Raw genomic sequence first — 21,066 nt, 5'->3', positions numbered from 1 at the left:
GCCTACTTGCCTCCGAAAATCCGCTTGAAGAAGCCCGGCTTCTCGGCGTCGACGAAGCGCATCGGCCGGTCTTCGCCCAGGAAGCGCGCGACCACGTCGCTGTAGGCCTGCGCCACGTCGGTGTCCTTGTCGTGGATGGCCGGCACGCCCTGGTTGGAGGCATGCAGCACGCTTTCCGACTCGGGGATCACGCCGATCAGCTTGATGCGCAGGATGTCCTGGATGTCTTCCAGCGACAGCATCTGCCCGCCCGCCACGCGGTTCGGGTTGTAGCGGGTGATGAGCAGGTGTTCCTTGATGGGGTCGCCGCCGTCCTTGGCGCGCTTGGTCTTGCTGCTGAGCATGCCCAGGATGCGGTCCGAGTCGCGCACCGAGGAGACCTCGGGGTTGGTCACCACCAGCGCCTCGTCGGCGAAGTACATGGCCATCATGGCGCCGGTCTCGATGCCCGCGGGCGAGTCGCAGACGATGTATTCGAAGTCCATCGCGGCCAGGTCGGCCAGGATTTTCTCCACGCCCTCCTGCGTCAGCGCTTCCTTGTCGCGCGTCTGCGAGGCGGCCAGCACGAACAGGTTGTCGCACTGCTTGTCCTTGATGAGGGCCTGGCTCAGGTTGGCTTCACCCTGGATGACGTTGATCAGGTCGTACACCACGCGGCGTTCGCAGCCCATGATCAGGTCCAGGTTGCGCAGGCCCACGTCGAAGTCGATCACGGCCGTCTTCTTGCCCGCGAGCGCGAGGCCCGAGGCGAAGCTGGCGCTCGTGGTCGTCTTGCCGACGCCGCCCTTGCCCGAAGTCACCACCACAATTTTGGCCATGGCCATTCCTTCTTGTTTCGATTCAGTTGTTGGTTGTCAGGGTCGCCGCGATCCGAGCGGGGGCTCAGGGGATCGGGTCGATCGCTAGTTTCTTGCCGTCGAGGCGAACCTGCGCCGATTTTCCCAGCACCGTGTCCGGCAGCGGCACTTCGTTGGTGCGATAGATGCCGGCAATGGCCACCAGCTGCGCTTCCATGCAGGTCGAGAAGATGCGCGCCTCGGTGTTGCCGCGCGCGCCGGCAATGGCCTTGCCGCGCAACGGGGCGTACACGTGCACGTTGCCGTCGGCGATGACCTCAGCGCCGAAGCTCACCACCGCGGTGACCACCACGTCGCCGCCACGGGCGTAGATTTGCTGGCCCGAGCGCAGCGGCTTGTCGATCAGCAGCGTGCCGTTGGCCGGCACCGGCACCTCGCGCACGATCTGCGGGGCTTCCGAGGCGGGGGCCTCGGCCGGGGGCGCCGGGGCGCGGGGTGCGGGGGCTGCCGGCATGGCCGCCACCGACAGGCCGGCCTCGCGCGCCGCGGCGTTCTGGGCGGCGTTGCCGCCGCGCACCGCGATGGGCTGCGTCTGGTGGCGCGCCAGCAGGCTGCGCAGGGCGGCGAAGTCGATGTCGGGGGCGGCGGCCGCGTCGGCGGCCTGGCCCTCGCCCTGCGCCTCTTGCAGCAGGGAGAGATCGATGACCACCGGCTCCTGCTCGAAGAAATCGGGCGAATCCGCCAGCTGGGCGTCGAGCGCCTCGGCCAGCACGTCCAGGTCGGACGTCTTCAGGATCACTGCGATCAGCGGCAGCGTGGCGCTCTTGAATTCGAAAACCGCCTTGGTGCGCGCGGCGGAGACATCGGCCATTGGAAAGCGTCGGAAAACGTCGGTGCGAAAAGCGTTGGAGTCTAACGGGCGCGGGCCGAACCCCGCAGACCCGGCCCCGGCTGTAGCCCCCTGGACAACACTTCTTTCATGAGGTTGCACTTTTCAGGGGGCGCGCCGGCTCAGTTCTTCGAGCGGCCCAGCAGGGCGTAAAGAATGATCGCCCCGAAGGTGGCGGTACCGATGCCGCCCAGCGCGAAGTCGCCGAACTTCAGCGTGAAGTCGCCCGTGCCGATGATCAGCGTGATGGCCGCCACGATCAGGTTCTTGTTCTGCGAGAAGTCGACCTTGTTGTCGACCCAGATCTTCGCGCCCGCGATGGCGATCAGCCCGAACACCACGATGCTCACGCCGCCCATCACCGGCAGCGGAATCGCCTGGATCAGCGCGCCGAACTTGGGGCTGAAGCCCAGCACCAGCGCAATCACCGCCGCCACCACGAACACCGCGGTGGAGTAGATGCGCGTGGCCGCCATCACGCCGATGTTCTCGGCGTAGGTGGTCACGCCCGTGCCGCCCGCGGCGCCGCTCACCACCGTGGCGATGCCGTCGCCGATGAACGCGCGGCCCATGTACGGGTCGAGGTTGCGCCCCGTCATGGCCGTCACCGCCTTCAGGTGGCCCAGGTTTTCAGCCACCAGGATGATCGCCACCGGCGCAATCAGCAGCATCGCGTTGGCCGTGAACACCGGCGTGGTGAAGGTTGGAAGGCCGAACCAGGCCGCGTTGGCGATGCCGCTCAGGTCCACCGGCTTGCCCATGCCCAGCAGGTTGGTCAGCACCGCGTAGACCACCGTGGCCAGGATCAGCCCGACCAGGATGAGCAGGCGCTGCAGCATGCCGCGCGCGAACACCGCCACCAGGCCCACGCACAGGAAGGTCACCGCCTGCATCCACGAGTCGAAGTTGCTGGCGGCCATGTTCTTGATGGGCACGCTCGCCAGGTTCAGGCCGATGACGGCCACCACCGCGCCTGTGACCACGGGCGGCATGAAGCGCTCGATCCAGCCGGTGCCGATGGCCTGCACCAGCGCCCCTATCAGTATGTAGACCACCCCGCAGGCGATGATGCCGCCCAGCGCCACCGCGATGTTGGCGTTGGGCCCCTTGCCCGCGTAGCCGCTGGCCGCGATCACCACGCCGATGAAGGCGAAGCTGGAGCCCAGGTAGCTGGGCACCTTGCCGCCGGTGACGAAATAGAAGATGAGCGTGCCGATGCCGCTCATCAGGATGGCGATGTTGGGGCTGAAGCCCATCAGGATCGGCGCCAGCACCGTGGCGCCGAACATGGCGATCACGTGCTGCACGCCCATGGCGCCGGTCTGCAGCCAGGGCAGCCGCTCGTCCGGCGCAATGACCGCGCCGTTGGCCAGCGCGGACGCGGGTCGTTCTGTCCAGTTGAACATTGCTTGTTCTCCTCTTGTTGGATGTGTGTGCTCGGTGGCCAGGACGCCCTGGCTTTCCCGGGGCGTGATTGTGGGTGAGGAAAGGGGGGCTGAACACCGGCTCGCACCCTGCACATTGGAGAAAACAAGGCCGGCCGCGAAGGCGCCCGGCACCGGACGCGCCCGCTCAGCGCGGCTGCAGCACCGCCATCGTGATCCGCGACACGCAGGTCAGTTCGCCCGCCTCGTTCGTCATGTCGATCTGCCACACCTGCGTGGTGCGCCCGCGGTGCACCGGCCGGGCGGTGCCGATGACCCAGCCGCTGGTCACCGAGCGGATGTGGTTGGCGTTGATGTCCAGGCCCACGGCGCGGTCGCCTTCGGGGGCCGAGTAGTGGGCGCCGCAGGAGCCCAGGGTCTCGGCCAGCACCACCGACACGCCGCCGTGCAGGATGCCGTAGGGCTGGCGGGTGCGCTCGTCGACCGGGCAACGGGCGCGGATGAAGTCGTCGCCCACCTCCAGGAACTCCATGCCCAGCGTGGACACGGCCGTGCCGACGTGGTTGAGGGTGAGTTGCTCGACGGAGATTTCTTTTTTCCAGATACGCATGCGGTTCTTTCGGTGTGCTTACGGTGTGCTTCAGGTGTTCTTGCCTGCAAAGGTGGCAAAACTATAGCGACGGCGGCTGACAAGGGCAGTCGCCTTTGCGTGTTAACTTGGATCGATGAAGCACCCCGTCCGCCGTTGGCTCATCGGCATTGCCGCCGTCTTGCTGCTGGGCATCGGCGTGCTGGTGCTGGTGGTGCGCGCCAAGCTCCCGACCGACGAGCAGGTGGCCGCGCGCATCGCCGAGGGCTTCGAGCAGCGCTTCGGCGTGGCGCTGAAGGTCGGCAACGCGCACTGGGCGTTGCTGCCCACGCCCATGCTGGTGCTCGAAGACGTCGCCACCGACCAGGGCCGCCCCATCACCCTGAAGCGGGTGCGCCTGCAGCTGCAGCTCGCGCCGCTGCTGCACCGCGTCATTGCGCTGGACCAGATCGAGGTCGAGAGCCTGGTGCTGCCGCGCGCCTCGGTGCGCGAGTTTCGCGGCAAGGGGCCCAAGCCGAAGGAGGGCGCCAACGTGGTCGCGCTGCCCGCGCCCTGGACGCTGGCCCCCGTGCCCGTGGAAAAGGTGCGCTGGCGCGACGTGGTCTGGATCGACCGGCGCGACATTGCCCTGGCCTACGACGGCGAGCTCAGCTTCGACCCCCAATGGCGCCCGCGCCAGCTGCGCCTCGAGCGCGCCGGGCTGGCGTCGCCGGTGCGCCTGCGGCTGGACCGCGAGTCGGGCCTGGACCGCTGGCGCACCCGCATCGACGCGGGCGGCGGCACGTGGAACGGCGTGACCCGGCTCGAGACGCTGCCCACCGGCAAGCTGCGCGTGTCGGCCGAGCTGGAGCCGCGGCAGATCGACATCGAAAGCCTGGTGCAGGCCTTCGACCGCCGCACGTCGGTGGCGGGCAAGGTGTCGGGCCAGACCACGCTCACGGCCGAGGCCGACACCGCCGAAGACCTGGGCGCGCTCATGCGCAGCCTGCACACCCGCACCGCCTTCACCGTGCAGCCCGCCACGCTCACCAAGCTGGACGTGCTCAAGGCCGTGACCACCGCCGGCATCAGCCGCGGCGGGCGCACGCCGCTCGACCAGCTCACCGGCACGCTCGACACCCAGGGCACCGAAGACGGCGTGGTGATGCGCTACACCAACCTGAAGGCGCGCTCGGGCGTGCTCACCGCCAGCGGCAACCTGAAGATGTTCAACCGCAAGCTCGACGGCGAGATCGCGGTCGACCTGGTCGACGGCGTGGTCGGCGTGCCGCTGAAGATCGGCGGCACCATGAGCGACCCCGAGCTGTCGCTGACCGGCGGCGCGCTCACCGGCGCGGCCATCGGCAGCGCGGTGCTGCCGGGCGTGGGCACCGCCATCGGCGCGCGCGTGGGGCAGCAGGTGGAAAAGCTGTTCGGCGGAGACAAGAAGCCGGCGCAGGCCAAGCCCGACTCCAAGCCAGCGCCCGCTGCGCCCAAGGCCTCCGGTCCTAGGAAAACGCCTTGACCACCGCCGGCACCGTCAGCACTGCCGTGTAGTAGCCCATGAACTGCACGCCGGTGTTGAAGCCGATGGCCCGCGACAGCAGCCCGCCCAGCAGCCCCATCGTCAGGATCACCAGCAGCCCGAGCAGCTGGCCTTCCCACACGCTGATGACCACGATCAGCCCGACGAAGGTCGCGATGATCGCCTCGTGGCTCACCTTGCGCGAGACGAACAGCGCCGCACGGCGCGCGAAGTTCATGGTGAACGGGTAGGCCACCAGCGCCGCCAGCACCACCGCCAGCATGCCGTAGCCCAGGAACTCCCAGTGGCTCAGCAGGTTGTGCAGGTTGTGGGTCTGGCCCGTGGCCGCGTCGATGGTGTAGACCGGCGGCGCGTTGAACAGCGGCGCCGCCGGGCCGGCCGCCACCGGGCTCAGCGGGAGGCCTATGGCAATCAGCGGAATCAGCGCCTCGGCGATGTAGGTCGCCTCGGTCACGCCGTTGCGCGCGGCCAGCGTGGTGGTGAGCCGGTGGTACGCATGCTTGATGCGCGAGCCCACCAGCTCGCCCAGCACCACCGTCATCGCGACCGGGCTGAACACGAAGGTGGCGCTGGAAACGGCCGCCGTCGCCAGCGTCCACTTCACCTGCGAGCGGTCGAGCACCTTGAACGGGTTGGGAAAGTAGCCCGACCAGCCCTTCACGTCGGGCGCCAGCGAAAAGGTGCGCACCGTGTCGCGCTTCATGCGGGAGCGCGCCGCCGGCGAAATCACCGAGAACAGGTCGGCCACCAGCGGCCCGATGGCAATGCCCAGGAAGTAGCTGATGCTGAGCTTGACGCCGTACTTGCCGGTGAGCGCCTGCAGCGCCACGATCACCACCACGAACGGCACCAGCGTGGCCACCGAGGCCCAGCGCCCGCTGGAGAACCAGGCGATGGCCACGGCCGCCACCACGAAGATCCACGGCGCCGCCTTGGTGATGGCCGCGCCGTAGGGCGCCAGCAGCACCGCGAACAGCACGGCCAGCGGCACCGCGACGAAGGCCGCGATGATCGCGCCCGACACCATCTTGCGCAGCGCGATGTGCGGCACGCCCAGGTTGCGCAGCACGTTGGCGTCCTGCAGCAGCGGCGTGGCCATGGTGTCGCCCGGAATGCCCAGCAGCGCGGTGGGCACCGCGTGCGTCATGTGCTTGGCCACGGCGGCCGCCAGGAAGAAGGTGAACACGCCCTCGGGCGGCACGCCCAGCAGCACCACCAGCAGCGTGAGTGGTGCCAGCGTGGTGGTCTCGTCGGTGCCCGAGACGAGCCCAATGGCGGCGAACACCACCGCGCCGACAAGGCCCATGCCCGTGGCGACGAGGATCTGGTGGAAGAGTGCGGCGTCGATCATGGCGCGACCCCTTCCCTGGCCGCATCGCGCGGCTTGTACGACGCGAACAGCTCGTAGATTTCAAGCTCCTTCATCTCGCGCACCACCGAGGGCGGCAGGTCGTCGACCGAGCCCAGGCTGCCGTGCTCGCCGGCCAGTTCGGCCAGCACCTCCTCGCGCCAGCGCGGATCGGCCGCGGCGCCTTCCACCACCTCGCGCTTGGGCGCGAACAGCAGGGCGCAGATCACGCCCGACACCACGCAGCCGCCGAGCCCGGCGAGCATGGCGTAGGCGCGCGCCAGCTCGGGCGTGGCCACCGCGCTCGCGAGCACGCGGTTGGCCACCAGGAAGCCGGCCAGGCTCACCACCAGCCCGATGGCGATCGACCACGCCAGGTGGCCCAGGTCGGCCGTGTCGCCCCATATCTCGACCAGCCGCCAGGGGCCGTGGCCCGCGGGGGGCGCACTGTTTGTCTTCATGTTGTTGTCTCCGTCTTTGTCGTGGTTGTCGTCATTGCCGTCGTCGTTCTCGTCGTGGACGCGGGGCTCGCCCGCGATGCCTGCCTGCTTATTTCTTGCGCAGCGCCTCGAGCAGCGCCACCGCGCGGTCGGTGCGCACGTCGTGCTCCGCGGCCATCTGCTTCGCCACCGTGTCGATCTCGTCGCCCGTGGCGCCCGCCACCAAGGCGATGTTGCGGGCGTGCAGCGCCATGTGGCCGCGCTGGATGCCTTCGGTCGCCAGCGCACGCAGCGCGCCCAGGTTCTGCGCCAGCCCGACGGCCACGGCGACTTCGCCCAGCTCCTGCGCGGACTTCACGCCGAGGATCTTCAGCGACAGCTGCGCGAGCGGGTGCGTCTTGGTCGCGCCACCCACCAGGCCCACGGGCATCGGCATCTCGATGGTGCCGACGAGTGCGCCGGTCTTGTCTTTCTCCCACGTGGTGAGCGACGTATAGCGCCCGCTGCGGCAGGCATACGCATGCGCGCCGGCTTCGACAGCGCGCCAGTCGTTGCCGGTCGCGACGATCACCGGGTCGATGCCGTTCATGATTCCCTTGTTGTGGGTCGCCGCGCGGTAGGGGTCGACGGCTGCGAAGGTGTACGCATCGAGCACGCCCTCAACGATTTCTTCGCCGCTGCGCTCCTTGGTCTTCAGCACCTCGGGCGTCAGCCGCACGCGGGCGCGCGCCAGGCGCAGGTCGGCCAGGTTCGACAGGATGCGCAGGCGCACCGTGCCACCGGTGAGTTTCTCGACCAGCGGCGACACGGCCTCGGCCATGGTGTTGACGGTGTTGGCCCCCATGGCGTCGCGCACGTCGACGATCAGGTGCATCACCACCATCGCGCCGCGCGGCGTATCGGGAAACACGTGCACCTCGATGTCGCGGCAGCCGCCGCCCAGGCCGATCAGCACCTTGTCGCGGCTGTTCGCCACTTCCAGGATCTGGTCGCGTGCGCGCAGCAGCGCCTGCCGCGCACCGTAGGGGTCGCCCACGCCGAGCACCTGAACCTGGGCCCGCATGATCGGCCCGGTGCTCGAGGCCTCGAAGCCGCCGCCTTCGCGCGCCAGCTTGGCCATGAACGAAGCGGCGGCGACCACCGAGGGCTCCTCGACCACCATCGGCACCAGGTACTCGCGGCCGTTGACGAGAAAGTTGCCGGCCACGCCCAGCGGCAGCTCGAAGGTGCCGATCACGTTCTCGACCATGCCGTTGGCGCGCTCCACACTTAGCGCGCCGGGCGCGACCAGCAGCGCCACCTCGTCGGGGGTGAGCGCGGCGGCGCGCGCGATGTGTTCGAAGCGCTGTGCGGGAGTGAGTGCGCGAAAGTTGGGAATGCGGGCGTCGGCGACCATCGTTGCGTGTCTCTTCAGGAGGTGAATTCGGGAGCAGGCAATTTAGGTCGGCTGTACCGCCGGCGGAAGGCACAGTTTGGCGGGACAGTGCGGACAGTGACGTGCCCAACGCCCGCGCTGTGTCACAGTCGCGCCCCATGACGACCATTGCAGACTCGCTCGCCAGCACCCTCGAACGCCAGATTGCCAGCGGCGCCTACAAGGCCGGCGACAAGCTGCCTTCGCTGCGCGAACTGGCCCAGCTGCACGGCTACGCCAAGAACACCGTGGTGGCGGCCTTCGAGCTGCTGGTGTCGCGCGGGCTGGTCGAGCCGCGGCGCGGCTCCGGCTATTTCGTGCTCGCGCAGCAGACCGCCAAGCCGGTGGAAGAAGACGCCGGTAGCCTGGGCCGCGCCATGGACATCGTGTGGCTCATGCGCGAGCAGCTCAAGACGCAGCCCGACGCCGTGGCCGTGGGCGACGGCTTTCCGCCGGTCGAATGGCTGGCCGACGTGCGGCTGGACAAGTACCACCCCAAGGTGGTCCGCACGGGGCTCGGCGCGCTGTTTCGCTATGGAAGCCGCTTCGGCTACGCGCCGCTGCGCGACCACCTGGTGCGCAAGCTGGCCGACTTCGGCATCGGCGCCGAGCCGCGGCAGATCGTGCTCACGCACGGCGCCAACGAGGCGATGGACATCGTCATCCGCTACTTCGTGCCGCCCGGCGGCAAGGTGCTGGTGGACGACCCCGGCTACTACCCGCTGTTCGGCAAGCTCAAGCTTGCGGGCGCGCAGATGCTGGCCGTGCCGCGCCTGGCCGACGGGCCCGATCTCGAAGCGCTGGAGCGCCTGCTCGTGGCCGAGCGCCCGCGCCTGTTCTTCACGCAGTCGATCGCGCACAACCCCACCGGCTCCGACATTTCGCCGGCCAAGGCGTTCCGCGTGCTGCAGCTGGCGTAGAAGTACGACCTGCTCATCGTCGAGGACGATCCGCTGGCCGACTTCAAGCCCACCGCGCTGCCGCGACTCTCGGCGCTCGACCAGCTGGAGCGCACCATCTACATCGGCAGTTTCTCGAAGTCGTTCTCGGCCGCCTTGCGCGTGGGCTTCATCGCCTGCGGGGCCGACCTGGCGAGCGACCTGGCGGACCTGAAGGCGCTGATCCACGTGAGCAGCTCGGAGTACTGCGAGCGCACGGTCGACGTGATCTTGAGCGAGGGCCACTACCAGCGCCACCTGAACCGGCTGCAGACGCGGCTGGGCGAGGCCACGCGCAACGCGACCAGGCTCTTCGAGTCGGTGGACGCCGAGGTGTTCGCGCGCACCCCGCAGTCGCTCTACGTGTGGGCCGCGCTGCCCGGCGTGGCCGACTCGCTGGCGTTCGCCAAGGAGCTGCTGCCGCGCAAGATCGTGATGGCGCCGGGGCGCATCTTCAGCGTCGACTCGACGCAGGTGTCGCGCTGGTCGCGTTTCAACGTGGGCGCCATGGCCGACCCGCGCTTCGCGAAGGCGCTGCGGGCCGCGCTGCGCCGCCGCGTCAGCGACTGACGAAGCTGCCGTGGCGCCCCGCGCCCGCGGCAAAGCGCGCGGCGCCGCCTTCGCCTTCGGCAAACACGATCGGCACGCCGCGCACGCCTTCTTCGCGCAGCGCATCGGCCAGCGGCAGCGCCCACTGCGCATAGGCCGATGCGCGGTCGGCCAGCATGCACTGCTGCGGAAACGAAGCAATCTCGCGCGCCAGCTGCTGCGCGGCGGCGAGCGCCCCGCCGGGCGGCGTGGTGCGATTGACCAGCCCCATCGCCAACGCCTCCGCGGCACCCACTGCGCGGCCGGTGAGGATCATGTCGAGCGCGCGCGCCATGCCCACGATGCGCGGCAGGCGCACCGTGCCGCCGTCGATCAGCGGCACGCCCCAGCGGCGGCAGAACACGCCCAGCACCGCGTCTTCGTCGGCCACGCGCAGGTCGGCCAGCAGGGCCAGCTCGAGCCCGCCGGCCACCGCATGACCGGCGATGGCCGCGACCAGCGGCTTCGACAGGACCATGCGCGTCGGCCCCATCGGCGCGTTGCCGCCGCCCGCGGGGTCGAGCGCGTTGCGCAGCGCGGGGTCGCTCACCGCGGCCAGGTCGGCGCCGGCGCAGAAGTGGCCGCCCGCGCCGGTCAGCACCGCCACGCGCAGGGCGTCGTCGGCCTCGAAGCGCTCGAAGGCCTCGCGCAGTTCGGTCGCCATCGGGCCATGCACGGCGTTGCGCTTGTCCGGCCGGTTCAGCGTGATCGTGCAGACGGTGTCTTCGGTGTCGTAGTTCACGTGCGGCATGGTCATGGCTCCGGGTTGCTGGTTTCCAGGTCGCTGGATCAGTTCAGGCGCACCACCTGCGCATCGCCCGGCGTGCGCGCGTGCAGCCGCGCCACCTCGGCCGCGCGCCGCGTGAGCACCGCGCGCTGGTTGATGTAGCCCTTGTCGGTGATCTCGCCCGCGTCGAGGTTCGGCGGCTCGGCCAGCACCAGCGCGCAGGCCGGGCACTGCGAAGAGCCCGCGCCCTCGTCGCGCAGCGCGCGCAGCACGCCGGCGATGCGCTCGCCCAGCGCCTCGGGCGACAGCGCCGCCGCCTGCGGGCTGGCGAACACCAGCATGCCGATCTCGTCGCGGTCGTGGCCGGTGAGCACCACGTCCTGCACGTGCGGGGCGAGCAGCGACACCAGCTTCACGCGCAGCGTGCCCACCGACACCCAGGTGCCGGTGGAGAGCTTGAAGTCTTCCGCCACGCGGCCGTTGAAGATCACGCCGTGCGCGGGCTCGCCCGGGTTCGCCAGGAAGCCGGCGTCGCCGATGCGGTAGTAGCCCTCTTCGTCGAAGGCCTCGGCGGTTTCGCGCGGGGCGTCCCGGTAGCCCGGGAACACCGAGACGCCCTTCACCCGCATTTCCAGCTTCTCGCCGTTGGGCACGAACTTCAGCTCCAGCCCGGGCAGCGGCGCGCCGATGCAGCCGGCGCCGTCGAGCTTCCAGTGCGCGGAGGTGATGGCAGGCGATGTCTCGGTGGCGCCCCACGAGGTGGTGAGCCACAGCGGTCGCATGGGGCGCACGCGCCGCGCCACCGCCTCCAGCCGCTGCCACGTGGAGGGCGCCAGCGCCGCCGCCGCGTAGAAGGCCAGCCGCAGCCGCGAGAACACCTCGGTGGCCAGCGCGTCGTCGGCCTCCAGGAAGGGCAGCAGCATGTCGAAGCCGCGCGGCACGTTGAACAGCAGCGTGGGCTTCACCTCGCGCAGGTTGCGCACCGTCTTCTCGATCAGGCCCGGCGCGGGCCGGCCCTCGTCGATGTAGAGCGCGCCGCCGTGGCACAGCACCATGTGCAGGTTGTGGTTGGCGCCGAAGGTGTGGCTCCACGGGAGCCAGTCGACCAGCACCGGTTTTTCCTGCGACAGGAAGCGCCAGGTCTGCGCCATCATCTGCTGGTTGGCGCACAGCATGCGGTGCGTGTTGATGACCACCTTGGGCTTGCCGGTGGAGCCGGAGGTCAGCAGGTACTTGGCGTGCGTGTCGGGCAGCACCTGCGCAAAGGCTTGCATCACCGCCGGCGTTTCCTCGGCCGCGAGCAGCTGCCCGAAAGCCAATGCCCCCGGATGCGCATCGGCGTTGCGGCTGAACACCGTGACGGCCTCCACGCCGCAGCCCGCGAGCGAGCCGCCGTACACCTTGGCATCGGACGCGTAGACGAGCCCCGGCTTCAGCGCCTGCAGCATGCCGTGCAGCCGCGACGGGTCCTTGGCCATGCGCGAATAGGCGCTGGACAGCGAGCACGCGGTGCGCCCGATGTGCATGGCCGCGAGCATCAGCACGGCGTGGTCTATGGCGTTGTCCGAGAGGATGACGATCGGGCGGCCCGCCGGCAGCGCCATGTCGAGCAGTGCCTGCGCGACCGCGCCCACCGCCTGGCGCAGCGCGCGGTAGTCGAGCTTGCGCCAGCCTTCGCCGGTTTCGTCGCGCTCCGCGAAGGCCAGTGCGTCGGGTGTTTCCCGCGCCCAGCGTTCGATCCATTCGCCGATGCAGCGCGCGTAGGGCTTCAGCGTTTGCGTCGAGCGCAATGCGAAGGAGCCGTCGTCGAAGTCGATGCGCACCGTGCGGGGCGGGGCGACCAGGGTTTCGTCGTGGAGGAAGTCGGTCATTTCGGTGTTCCGGGTTTTGCCTTTTTTGGCGCTGGTGCTCTTGGCGCCGTTCACCTGGGCATGCTGCTGGTGAACCGCGATCACCCGACGCCGCGATCGCGCCCTGAACACGGCACCCGGCGCGCGACAACACGCATCTAGTCGAGCTTGCCGCTGTCTGCCTTCGCGCGAATCAGGTTTAACAGCAGGGTGTCGCGCGCGGATTCCAGGTCCGCGGTCCGGCGCTGGCCGAGTTCTTCCGACACGCCTTCCACCACCTTCTGCTTGAGTTCGGCCGTCATCGACGGCGCGCCCAGGTCCTTCCACCAGTCCTCGATCGGCCCGCCCAGGTGCGCGAGCACGTGCTCGATGCCGCCCGCGCCACCCGACAGGTGCAGGTTCATGAACGGTCCCATCACCGCCCAGCGCAGGCCGGGGCCGTGCGCGATGGCGGAGTCGATGTCGGCCACGCTCGCCACGCCTTCGTTCACCAGGTGGAAGGCCTCGCGCCACAGCGCCGCCTGCAGCCGGTTCGCAATGTGGCCCTTGACTTCGCGCTTCACGTGGATCGGGCGCTTGCCGATGGCCGCGTAGAACGCCATGGTGCGTTCGATGGCGTCGGCCGAGGTCTGCGCGCCGCCGATCACTTCCACCAGCGGAATGAGGTGCGGCGGATTGAACGGATGCCCCAGCACCACGCGCTGCGGGTGCGCGCAGCCCGACTGCACGCCGCTGATGGCCAGGCCCGACGAGCTCGACGCGAGGAGGGTGTCGGGCGGCGCCGCCGCGTCCATGCGGCGGAACAGGTCGACCTTGAAGTCCATGCGCTCGGGGCCGTTCTCTTGCACGAAGTCGGCCACCGACACCGCGTCTTCCAGGCTGTCGTGAAAGCGCAGGCGGTCGACCGACGCGCCTTCGGCCAGGCCGAAGCGCTGCAGCGTCGGCCAGTGCTGCGCCACCGCCGCGCGCAGGCGTTCTTCGGCGCCGGGCGAGGGGTCGGTCGCGTTCACGTCCAGGCCGTGCGCCAGGAAGTACGCGGCCCAGCTCGCGCCGATCACGCCGGTGCCGACCACCGCCACGCGCCTCACCGCGTTGCCTCCATTGCTGCTCATGCCATTGCTGCTCGTGCCATTGCTGTTCATGATTTCCACCGCGCGCAGCGGCTCTCCGCCTTCGTCGTCCATGCGGCCTCGCCGCGGATCGGCTCGACCACCTTGTAGTAGTCCCACGGCTCCTTCGACTCGGCCGGGGTCTTCACCTGCATCAGGTGCATGTCGTGCACCATCAGTCCGTCGTCGCGCAGCCAGCCGCCCTTGACGAACATGTCATTGAACCTGGTCTTGCGCAGTTGCGCCATCACCTTGTCGGCGTCGTCGCTGCCCGCGGCCTTCACGGCCTGCAGGTACTGCAGCGCGGCTGAGTAGTCGCCGGCGTGGAAGGAGGAGGGCATGCGCTTGTGCTTGTCGAAGAAGCGTCGCGCCCACTCGCGCGACTCGGGGCTCTGGTTCCAGTACCAGCTGTCGGTCAGGTACATGCCCTGCGCGCTCTTCAGGCCCAGCGCGTGCACGTCGTTGATGGTGATGATCATGCCGGCCAGCTTCATGTTCTTGCTGATGCCGAACTCCGCCGCCGACTTGATGGCGTTCACCGTGTCGCCGCCCGCGTTGGCCAGCGCCAGCACCTGCGCCTTCGAGCTTTGCGCCTGCAGCATGAACGACGAGAAATCGCTCGCGCCCAGCGGGTGCTTCACCGAGCCGGCCACCGTGCCGCCGCTGGCCTGCACGGTCTTGGTGGCGTCGTTCTGCAGCGCCGCGCCAAAGGCGTAGTCGGCCGCCACGAAGTACCAGCTCTTGCCGCCGGCCTTGACCACCGCGCTGGCCGTGCCGCGCGCCATGGCCACCGTGTCGTAGGCGTAGTGCACCGTGTAGGGCGAGCAGTATTCGTTGGTGAGGCTCGATGCGCCCGAGCCCACCACGAAGTACGGCTTTTTCTTGTCCGCCGCCACGCCCGCCATGGCAATGGCCGCGCCCGAGTTCACGCCGCCGATCAGCATGTCGACCTTCTGCACGTCGAACCACTCGCGCGCCTTGGCCGCGGCGATGTCGGGCTTGTTCTGGTGGTCGGTCGTGACCAGCTCGATCTTCTTGCCGTCGATGGCGCCGCCCATGTCCGCGATGGCCATGCGGATGGCCTCGGCGCCGGCCGGGCCGTCGTAGTCGCGGTACAGGCCCGACATGTCGCTGATGAAGCCGATGCGGATCGTGTCGTCGGACACCTGGGCGAAGGCGCCCGGCGCGCTGGCCGTGAAAGCGGCGCCCAGCGCCAGGGCCAGTGCGGTGCGGGAAATGTTCATGTGGCTTGTCTCTGTTCGTTGTGTGCGTTGTCTTCGTCGTTTTCTTTTTTTGCGCCGTGCTCGCGCTTCTTCAGCCCAGCGCGAACTCGGGCCGCGGGCCGCTGGTGCGCGGCAGGCCCATGATCTGGCGCGCCTCGGCCGGCGTGGCCACTTCCATGTCCAGCTCGCGAATCACGCGCACGATGCGCTCGGTGAGCTGCACGTTGGTGGCCAGCTCGCCGTGGCGGAAGTACAGGTTGTCTTCCAGCCCCACGCGCGCATGGCCGCCCAGCAGCAGCGCCGCCACGTTGGCCTCCAGCTGCGACATGCCGATGCCGCTCACGCCGAAGATGGCGCCCTTGGGCAGCGTGTCGACCATCATCTGCAGGTTGCGCGGCGAGTACGGCATCGCGTTCTGGAAGTTGCGGTGCACGTTCATCACCAGGTTGATGAAGTAGGGCTCGTCGTCGTGGCCCTCCTCGATCAGCGTGGTCGTGTCCTGCAGGATGTGGGTGGGGCTGAACACCTCCCACTCGGGCTTGATGCCGCGCGCCTTCATGCCCGCGGCCAGCTCGCGCCCGCGGGTGATGGGCGTGTCCATCAGGATCTGCTTGCCCTCGAAGCTCAGGTTGAGCGTGGTGGCGTCCAGCGTGCACATCTCGGCGCCGGCGTCCATGCCCTTGATGCGCTCTTCCCAGGCAATTTCCCAGCGGTCGCCGGCCAGCGGCTTGACCATGTCGCCGTGCACGCCGCCGCCGGTGGAGTTGTTCAGCACGATGTCGCTGCCCAGCGCGCGAATGCGGCTGTTGATGTCGCGGTACACCTCGGCGTTGCAGGTGGCGCCGTCGTCGGGGCGACGCGCGTGGATGGCCACCACGCTGGCGCCGGCGTTCCAGCAGCGCAGCACGTCGGCGGCGATCTCGGCGGGCTGGGTGGGGAGGTGGGGGTTCTGCGACTTGTGCGCCATGCCGCCGGTGGGGGCGATGGTCACGATCACTTTGCGCTTCGACATGCTCGGGGACTCCTGGTGTCTTTCATGGGGGCGCGCCATTATTTTTGGGGGCGCGTTTGCACTCAGTCATCGCGACGACATTTGGGGGCAGGGTTTACGCTGCGGCAGAAGCTAAAGTCGCCCGTGCGCCGTTGCGCAACACAAGGAGCTTTCATGAAACTACTGCCCATCGTGCTGGCCGCCGCGGCTGCATTCGCCTCGACCTGGACCGTCGCGCAACCTGCCGCCATCGCAGCCGGCGCAGGCGGCGCCACCTGCGAAGCCAAGCGCGAGGCCATCGGCCACGACATCGAGGAGGCCAAGGCCAAGGGCCAGAAGCAACGCGTGCGCGGGCTGGAAAAAGCGTTGGGCGAAGTGCGCCGCACCTGCAGCGACGCCAGGCTGGCGGCCGAGCACCAGCGCCGCGTCAAGGCGCAGGAGCGCAAGGTGGCCGAGCGCGAGCGCGACCTGCGCGAAGCCCAACGCAAGGGCCGCGCCGACAAGATCGCCGATCGCGAAGGCAAGCTGCGCGACGCGCAGGCCGAGCTGCAGCAGCTCAAGGGCGCGCGGTAAGCACTACGCCGCATCTATGCCCACGGCCAAGCCCGTCGCGCAGGCGGCGTCCCTCACCATCGCGCAGCTGCTGCAAGGCTCGGCCTGGTTTCCGCTGCTCGACGTGAGCGCGGGCGAGCGCGTGCTCGACGAGATGCGCGAGGTCGAGGTGGCCGCCGGCGCCGCGCTGTGCCGGCGCGGCGACACGCCCGCGCACTGGTACGGCACGCTCGAGGGCTTGCTCAAGTGGTCGATCACCTCGAGCGACGGGCGCTCGGTGACCTTGGGCGGGCTGTCGGTGGGCAGCTGGTTCGGCGAGGGCACGTTGCTGCGCGCGCTGCCGCGCTCGGCCGACATCATCGCGCTGCGCCCCAGCCGCGTGGCGCAACTGCCGCTGGACACCTTCGAGTGGCTGCACCGCACGCAGCGCGGCTTCGATCACTTCCTGCTGCAGCAGATCAACGAGCGGCTGCACTGGTTCATGGGCAGCTATGCGGCGCACCGGCTGCTCGATGCCGACAGCCAGGTGGCGCGCGCGCTGGCGGGGTTGTTCCACCCCTGGCTGCATCCGGGCAGCGAGCCGCACCTGCAGACGTCGCAGGAAGAAATAGCGAACCTGTCGGGCGTGTCGCGGCAAAGGTGCAATGCGGCGCTGAACCGGTTGAAGGAAGCGGGGTTCCTGCGCATCGAGTACGGAGGGATCACGGTGATCGACCTGGAAGGGCTGCGGCGGTTCATCAGCGAGTGAGGGTTTGGGAGTTACTCCCTATCCCCTTGGGGAGAGGGCGGGGGTGAGGGCGTCGGCCTTCAACCAAGCGCCGCGCCTCATCCGAAGCACCTGCCCTCACCCTAGCCCTCTCCCGCAAGCGGGAGAGGGGACAAGACGGGTCGGCGGGCTTCGGGAGTTACTCCCTCTCCCCTTGGGGAGAGGGCGGGGGTGAGGGTGGCGGCCTTCAACCAAGCGCCTCGCCTCATCTCAAGCACCAGCCCTCACCCTAGCCCTCTCCCGCAAGCGGGAGAGGGGACAAGGCAAACGCGCCCGTCGCGCTTGCCGCAGAGGGGACAACGCGAGTCAGCGCGTATGGTGCGACGGCGCCCGCTCGTACACCGGCGTATCGATCCCTTCCATCCGCGCCTTCAACTGCAGCGCCAAAAACTGCGAGTAATGCCGCGACTGGTGCAGGTTGCCGCCGTGGAACCACAGGTTCTCCACCTGCGTGGGCTTCCACATGTTGCGCAGCTCGCCCTCCCACGGCCCCGGGTCCTTCGGCGTGTTCGAGCCCAGGCCCCAGCACTTGCCGACCTTGTCGGCGATCTCCGGCGAGATCAGGTCGGCGAGCCAGCCGTTCATCGAGCCATAGCCCGTGGCGTACACCAGCAGGTCGGCCGGCAGCTCGGTGCCGTCGGTCAGCGTCACCGAGCGTTCGTTCACCCGCTCGATGTTCACGCCGCTCTTCAGGTGGATGCTGCCGTTGGCCACCAGCTCGGAGGCGCCCACATCGATGTAGTAGCCCGAGCCGCGCCGCAGGTACTTCATGAACAGGCCCGAGCCGTCGACCCCGAAGTCCAGCAGGAAGCCCGCCTTCTCCAGCCGCGCATACAGGTCGGCGTCGCGCTTCTTCATCTCGTCATACACCGGAATGTGGAAGGTGTGCATGATCTTGTAGGGCACCGACGCGAAGATCAGATCGCCCTTGTGGTGGTCGATGCCGTTCTTCACCGCCTGCTCGGAATACAGCCCGCCCAGCGCCAGCTCCATCAGCGATTGCGAAGGCGCGATGTGCGTGGACGAGCGCTGCACCATCGTCACGTCAGCGCCGTGTTCCCACAGCGCCGCGCAGATGTCGTGCGCCGAGTTGTTCGAGCCCAGCACCACGCACTTCTTGCCTGCGTAGGCCTCGGGCCCGGGGTGCTGGCTGGAGTGGTGCTGGTCGCCCTTGAAGTTCTCCGCGCCCGCCACCTTCGGCACGTTCGGGTAGCCCGAGACACCCATCGCGAACACCAGCTGCTTAGGCCGCAGCACCACCGTCTTGCCCTCGCGCTCCACGGTCACTTCCCAGCGCTGCGTGGCCTCGTCGAAGCGGGCGTTCTTCGCGTTGGTGGCGCTCCAGTAGTTGAGCTCCATGATCTTCGTGTACATCTCCAGCCAGTCGCCGATCTTGTCCTTGGGCGCGAACACCGGCCAGTCGTCGGGGAACGGCATGTAGGGCAGGTGGTCGTACCAGACCGGGTCGTGCAGGCACAGCGACTTGTAGCGCTTGCGCCAGGAGTCGCCGGCCTTCGCGTTGCGCTCCACGATGATGGTCGGCACGCCCAGCCGCCGCAGCCGCGCGCCGAGCGCGATGCCGCCCTGGCCCCCGCCGATCACCACCACCTCGGGCTGCTCGGTGTAGCCCAGCGCGGCTTCCTCGTCGCGGCGCTTCTCCAGCCAGTTCTTGCGGCCCTTGTGCACGCCGTGCTCCGCGCCCTTCACGCGGTTGTCGCCCGTCTTCTCCTCGAAGCCTTTCAGCTCGGTCATGGTGGTGAGCAGCGTCCAGGCCTTGCGCTTTCCGTCGTGGTCGCGCAGGCGCAGGTGGCCGCGTCCGCGGGCCACGCGCGTCTCGAAGGTGAACCACGCATCGACCACGCCGTCGGCCTCGGTGGCCTCGCCTTCCACCGCGAAGGCGGTGGGCTGCGTGTCGGCCAGCCGGGCCTGCAGCATCGCGCGGATGGCGTCGGGGCCCTCCTGCGTGCGGATGTTCCAGGTGAAGGCGACAAGGTCGCGCCAGTAGCTGTCGGGCTCGAACAGCGAGACGGCCGCGTCGATGTCGCCGCGCGCGAGCGCGGCGGAAAAGTCGGCGAGCCATTGGGCGGCGGCCCGGGTGGGGCCGCTCGCGCTGGGGGTCGGGTCTGTCATTGCTTGTCTCCAAACGTCGTTGATTCGCGTCGTTGATGAATGCGCGTCGAGGCGCGGCATGCATTGCGCAGCTTTCGTGCCGCGCCGCGGACGACGTGGAATCAATGACTTGGAGCGGCTTTTGTCTCATGCCTGTCGCGCGTCGCGTGCGCGGTGCGACAGGGGTGAGACGCGGATGCGACGAGCGCCAGCTCGTTCGGAATCAATCCGAAAACTTTCTAATTAATTTCATTCGGAACTGTTCGCGAAACACTGAACAATGTCGCGCTGGAACGACTTATTTGTATATTTTTGTCTAAGAAAAGTAAAGTTTTCACTACATTCCTACCCGACCTTCGGCGTCGCCGAGGGCGCGATAGATCAATACAACATGTAGAGGGACAGAGATGAAGAAAAGCACGGGAACCGCGCTCGCGGCGGCCTTGGTTCTGGGACTGGCCGGCTGCGGCGGAGGTGGGGGCGGAGGAGGTGGAAGCGGCGTGCCCTTGCTGCCCATCGTCAACGCGCCGCCGCCGCCGCCGGCGCCGGCACCGCCCGCGGTGGCGGAGCTGAAGCTCACGGTTGAAATCGACGGCAGCGCGGCCACGCCCGACAGCTCGGGCAAGTACGCCGTGGCGCCGGGCCAGCTGGTGGCGGTCAAGGCCAGCGACAGCGCCGCATGGCTCGGCAGCGCGGGCGGCAGCGGCGTGACCCGCACCGACGTCGACACGGGCACCGCGCAGTGGATCTCGCGCTTCGCCAACCCCGGCGCGACCGGCGCAGGCGGCTACAAGCTCGTGGCCAACGCGTCGGACAACCGCTCCGTCGAACTGAACTTCACGGTGGGCACGGGCGACTACGGCAACGGCGACTACATGGTGTTTGCCGCCAACGGCTCGCGCCAGAAGCTGCACGTCGATTTCGACGCCAAGACCTACAGCGTGACGGATGCCGCGGGCGACAAGACCTCCGGCACCTTCAGCATGGGCATCCACGGATGGATGTTCACCAGCAGCCGCGTCGTCGGCACGAACAACACGGGTTTCACCGCGCTGAAAGACACCTTCGTCGGTGCGTTCCCGTTTGCCGCCGCGTTCACCACGCCGGTCAGCTACAAGACGGTTCCCTTCGTGGCAACGCGCGCATTCGTTGTCTCGCCGGACAAGCTGGACGGCACCTACGACCGCGCGCGCATCGAGTTCTCGGGCACGGGCGCGGAATCGGCCATCGCGCAGATCCAGATTTCCGGCGGCGGCACGGTGATGAAGCAGTGCAACGACCTGCAGATCTACCGCATCGAGAACTGCCCGAGCGGCAGCGTGACCACCTCGGTGGTCGCGGCCGATGCGGAACCCGGCATGTGGACCTTGAAGGACGCCACGACCGGCACGCTGCTCGGCAGGTTCAGCATCGCCAATGTGGAAGGCGACAAGGTCTACCTGAGCGCGGGTGTCGCGCCCATCACGTCCAGCCAGATCCTGTCGGTCGGTGTTCCGGCCGCGGCCTCGTATGCAGCTTTCGACAGCGGTGGCTGGACGACGGCCGGCACGACCGACTTCTCGAACGTGACGCCGACGCAGTACACGCTGTTGTCGACGGGACCCGTTCCAACGACGACGCTGGCGCTGAGCGCACTCACCGGCAGCAGCCCGACCGGCATCCGGCTCGGCGTTTCGGGCGCGGACTCCTACTTCGCGATGCGTTCCAGCAGGATCGAGTTGCTCATCGGCGCGCGCAGCCCCTCGCCGCAGCATGGCTTCCTGCACATCGGCGTGACCTTCTGACCGTGCATTGACCCTGGCAGCCCGCGCGCCGTGCACGGCGTC

17 protein-coding genes and 1 pseudogene are annotated in these 21,066 nt (G+C 68.8%); 5 read left to right on the top strand and 13 right to left on the bottom strand.

The features are described 5' to 3' along the window. Positions 1-2 precede the first annotated feature (2 nt). The 4 genes from minD to QTI51_RS27535 form a co-directional block, all read right to left on the bottom strand. Positions 3-818, bottom strand: coding sequence for a septum site-determining protein MinD (minD, locus tag QTI51_RS27550; protein WP_116911902.1), 816 nt, complete (start codon positions 816-818; stop codon positions 3-5). Positions 819-882: 64 nt separating this feature from the next. Continuing rightward, on the bottom strand, positions 883-1,668 hold the full coding sequence (gene minC / locus QTI51_RS27545; RefSeq protein ID WP_116911786.1) for a septum site-determining protein MinC: 786 nt from the start codon (positions 1,666-1,668) through the stop codon (positions 883-885). A gap of 140 nt (positions 1,669-1,808) precedes the next feature. Further along, positions 1,809-3,092 carry a solute carrier family 23 protein gene (locus QTI51_RS27540; protein WP_116911787.1) on the bottom strand — a complete coding sequence of 428 codons (1,284 nt, stop codon included), beginning with the start codon at positions 3,090-3,092 and terminating at the stop codon, positions 1,809-1,811. 166 nt (positions 3,093-3,258) lie between these two features. Then, positions 3,259-3,681: a hotdog fold thioesterase gene (locus QTI51_RS27535; RefSeq protein WP_116911788.1), complete on the bottom strand. Its 423-nt coding sequence runs from the start codon at positions 3,679-3,681 to the stop codon at positions 3,259-3,261. A 115-nt stretch (positions 3,682-3,796) separates the two neighbouring features. Between QTI51_RS27535 and QTI51_RS27530 the strand changes: the two genes are divergently transcribed. Beyond that, the gene (locus QTI51_RS27530; RefSeq protein ID WP_116911789.1) at positions 3,797-5,164 is read left to right on the top strand and encodes an AsmA family protein; all 1,368 of its coding nucleotides are present in this window, start codon (positions 3,797-3,799) and stop codon (positions 5,162-5,164) included. Here QTI51_RS27530 and QTI51_RS27525 read toward each other — a convergent pair. From QTI51_RS27525 to QTI51_RS27515, 3 genes are all read right to left on the bottom strand, one after another. Next, a complete protein-coding gene (locus QTI51_RS27525; RefSeq protein WP_116911790.1) occupies positions 5,148-6,536 on the bottom strand; it encodes a tripartite tricarboxylate transporter permease in 1,389 nt (462 codons plus the stop codon). The genes QTI51_RS27530 and QTI51_RS27525 overlap by 17 nt on opposite strands. Further along, positions 6,533-6,994 (bottom strand): hypothetical protein, encoded by a 462-nt coding sequence (locus tag QTI51_RS27520; protein ID WP_116911791.1) that lies wholly within the window; start codon positions 6,992-6,994, stop codon positions 6,533-6,535. The genes QTI51_RS27525 and QTI51_RS27520 overlap by 4 nt, the downstream gene beginning before the upstream one ends. 88 nt (positions 6,995-7,082) lie before the next feature. Next, positions 7,083-8,387 (bottom strand): hydroxymethylglutaryl-CoA reductase, degradative, encoded by a 1,305-nt coding sequence (locus QTI51_RS27515; RefSeq protein WP_286516877.1) that lies wholly within the window; start codon positions 8,385-8,387, stop codon positions 7,083-7,085. A gap of 119 nt (positions 8,388-8,506) precedes the next feature. On the opposite strand from QTI51_RS27515, the pseudogene QTI51_RS27510 reads away from it, so the two are divergent. After that, a pseudogene (locus tag QTI51_RS27510) lies at positions 8,507-9,895 on the top strand (aminotransferase-like domain-containing protein). Here QTI51_RS27510 and QTI51_RS27505 read toward each other — a convergent pair. From QTI51_RS27505 to QTI51_RS27485, 5 genes are all read right to left on the bottom strand, one after another. Then, complete coding sequence (locus QTI51_RS27505; RefSeq protein ID WP_116911904.1) at positions 9,885-10,664, bottom strand: crotonase/enoyl-CoA hydratase family protein; 780 nt, start codon at positions 10,662-10,664, stop codon at positions 9,885-9,887. The pseudogene QTI51_RS27510 and the gene QTI51_RS27505 overlap by 11 nt on opposite strands. A 38-nt stretch (positions 10,665-10,702) precedes the next feature. After that, positions 10,703-12,511, bottom strand: a complete 1,809-nt coding sequence (locus QTI51_RS27500) for a feruloyl-CoA synthase (protein WP_116911905.1) — start codon at positions 12,509-12,511, stop codon at positions 10,703-10,705. A gap of 137 nt (positions 12,512-12,648) precedes the next feature. Beyond that, complete coding sequence (locus tag QTI51_RS27495) at positions 12,649-13,602, bottom strand: 3-hydroxyacyl-CoA dehydrogenase NAD-binding domain-containing protein (RefSeq protein WP_286547665.1); 954 nt, start codon at positions 13,600-13,602, stop codon at positions 12,649-12,651. A 26-nt stretch (positions 13,603-13,628) separates the two neighbouring features. Next, positions 13,629-14,843, bottom strand: coding sequence for an ABC transporter substrate-binding protein (locus QTI51_RS27490; protein WP_286516849.1), 1,215 nt, complete (start codon positions 14,841-14,843; stop codon positions 13,629-13,631). Positions 14,844-14,913: 70 nt separating this feature from the next. After that, positions 14,914-15,834 (bottom strand): beta-keto acid cleavage family enzyme, encoded by a 921-nt coding sequence (locus QTI51_RS27485; protein ID WP_116911794.1) that lies wholly within the window; start codon positions 15,832-15,834, stop codon positions 14,914-14,916. A 153-nt stretch (positions 15,835-15,987) separates the two neighbouring features. On the opposite strand from QTI51_RS27485, the gene QTI51_RS27480 reads away from it, so the two are divergent. Continuing rightward, positions 15,988-16,386: a DUF1090 domain-containing protein gene (locus QTI51_RS27480; protein ID WP_165840419.1), complete on the top strand. Its 399-nt coding sequence runs from the start codon at positions 15,988-15,990 to the stop codon at positions 16,384-16,386. Positions 16,387-16,402: 16 nt separating this feature from the next. Beyond that, complete coding sequence (locus QTI51_RS27475; RefSeq protein ID WP_116911796.1) at positions 16,403-17,113, top strand: Crp/Fnr family transcriptional regulator; 711 nt, start codon at positions 16,403-16,405, stop codon at positions 17,111-17,113. Positions 17,114-17,437: 324 nt separating this feature from the next. Here the strand turns inward: QTI51_RS27475 and QTI51_RS27470 are convergent, their stop codons facing one another. Further along, positions 17,438-19,261, bottom strand: coding sequence for an NAD(P)/FAD-dependent oxidoreductase (locus QTI51_RS27470; RefSeq protein WP_116911797.1), 1,824 nt, complete (start codon positions 19,259-19,261; stop codon positions 17,438-17,440). Between the two features lie 386 nt (positions 19,262-19,647). Here QTI51_RS27470 and QTI51_RS27465 point away from each other — a divergent pair, with 386 nt between their 5' ends. Then, complete coding sequence (locus tag QTI51_RS27465) at positions 19,648-21,024, top strand: hypothetical protein (RefSeq protein WP_165840420.1); 1,377 nt, start codon at positions 19,648-19,650, stop codon at positions 21,022-21,024. Positions 21,025-21,066 lie beyond the last annotated feature (42 nt).

It is taken from the genome of Variovorax sp. J22G73 (assembly GCF_030317035.1).
In the GTDB taxonomy this organism is placed as follows: Bacteria; Pseudomonadota; Gammaproteobacteria; order Burkholderiales; family Burkholderiaceae_C; genus Variovorax.
Note: the sequence above shows the minus strand (reverse complement) of the source record. Positions and strands in the feature narration are given on the sequence as shown.

What these genes read in the sequence shown, in the direction of transcription:
- minD (WP_116911902.1), bottom strand. Translation starts at nt 818, where the DNA reads ATGGCCAAAATTGTGGTGGTGACTTCGGGCAAGGGCGGCGTCGGCAAG.
- minC (WP_116911786.1), bottom strand. Translation starts at nt 1,668, where the DNA reads ATGGCCGATGTCTCCGCCGCGCGCACCAAGGCGGTTTTCGAATTCAAG.
- QTI51_RS27540 (WP_116911787.1), bottom strand. Translation starts at nt 3,092, where the DNA reads ATGTTCAACTGGACAGAACGACCCGCGTCCGCGCTGGCCAACGGCGCG.
- QTI51_RS27535 (WP_116911788.1), bottom strand. Translation starts at nt 3,681, where the DNA reads ATGCGTATCTGGAAAAAAGAAATCTCCGTCGAGCAACTCACCCTCAAC.
- QTI51_RS27530 (WP_116911789.1), top strand. Translation starts at nt 3,797, where the DNA reads ATGAAGCACCCCGTCCGCCGTTGGCTCATCGGCATTGCCGCCGTCTTG.
- QTI51_RS27525 (WP_116911790.1), bottom strand. Translation starts at nt 6,536, where the DNA reads ATGATCGACGCCGCACTCTTCCACCAGATCCTCGTCGCCACGGGCATG.
- QTI51_RS27520 (WP_116911791.1), bottom strand. Translation starts at nt 6,994, where the DNA reads ATGAAGACAAACAGTGCGCCCCCCGCGGGCCACGGCCCCTGGCGGCTG.
- QTI51_RS27505 (WP_116911904.1), bottom strand. Translation starts at nt 10,664, where the DNA reads ATGCCGCACGTGAACTACGACACCGAAGACACCGTCTGCACGATCACG.
- QTI51_RS27500 (WP_116911905.1), bottom strand. Translation starts at nt 12,511, where the DNA reads ATGACCGACTTCCTCCACGACGAAACCCTGGTCGCCCCGCCCCGCACG.
- QTI51_RS27495 (WP_286547665.1), bottom strand. Translation starts at nt 13,602, where the DNA reads ATGAGCAGCAATGGAGGCAACGCGGTGAGGCGCGTGGCGGTGGTCGGC.
- QTI51_RS27490 (WP_286516849.1), bottom strand. Translation starts at nt 14,843, where the DNA reads ATGAACATTTCCCGCACCGCACTGGCCCTGGCGCTGGGCGCCGCTTTC.
- QTI51_RS27485 (WP_116911794.1), bottom strand. Translation starts at nt 15,834, where the DNA reads ATGTCGAAGCGCAAAGTGATCGTGACCATCGCCCCCACCGGCGGCATG.
- QTI51_RS27480 (WP_165840419.1), top strand. Translation starts at nt 15,988, where the DNA reads ATGAAACTACTGCCCATCGTGCTGGCCGCCGCGGCTGCATTCGCCTCG.
- QTI51_RS27475 (WP_116911796.1), top strand. Translation starts at nt 16,403, where the DNA reads ATGCCCACGGCCAAGCCCGTCGCGCAGGCGGCGTCCCTCACCATCGCG.
- QTI51_RS27470 (WP_116911797.1), bottom strand. Translation starts at nt 19,261, where the DNA reads ATGACAGACCCGACCCCCAGCGCGAGCGGCCCCACCCGGGCCGCCGCC.
- QTI51_RS27465 (WP_165840420.1), top strand. Translation starts at nt 19,648, where the DNA reads ATGAAGAAAAGCACGGGAACCGCGCTCGCGGCGGCCTTGGTTCTGGGA.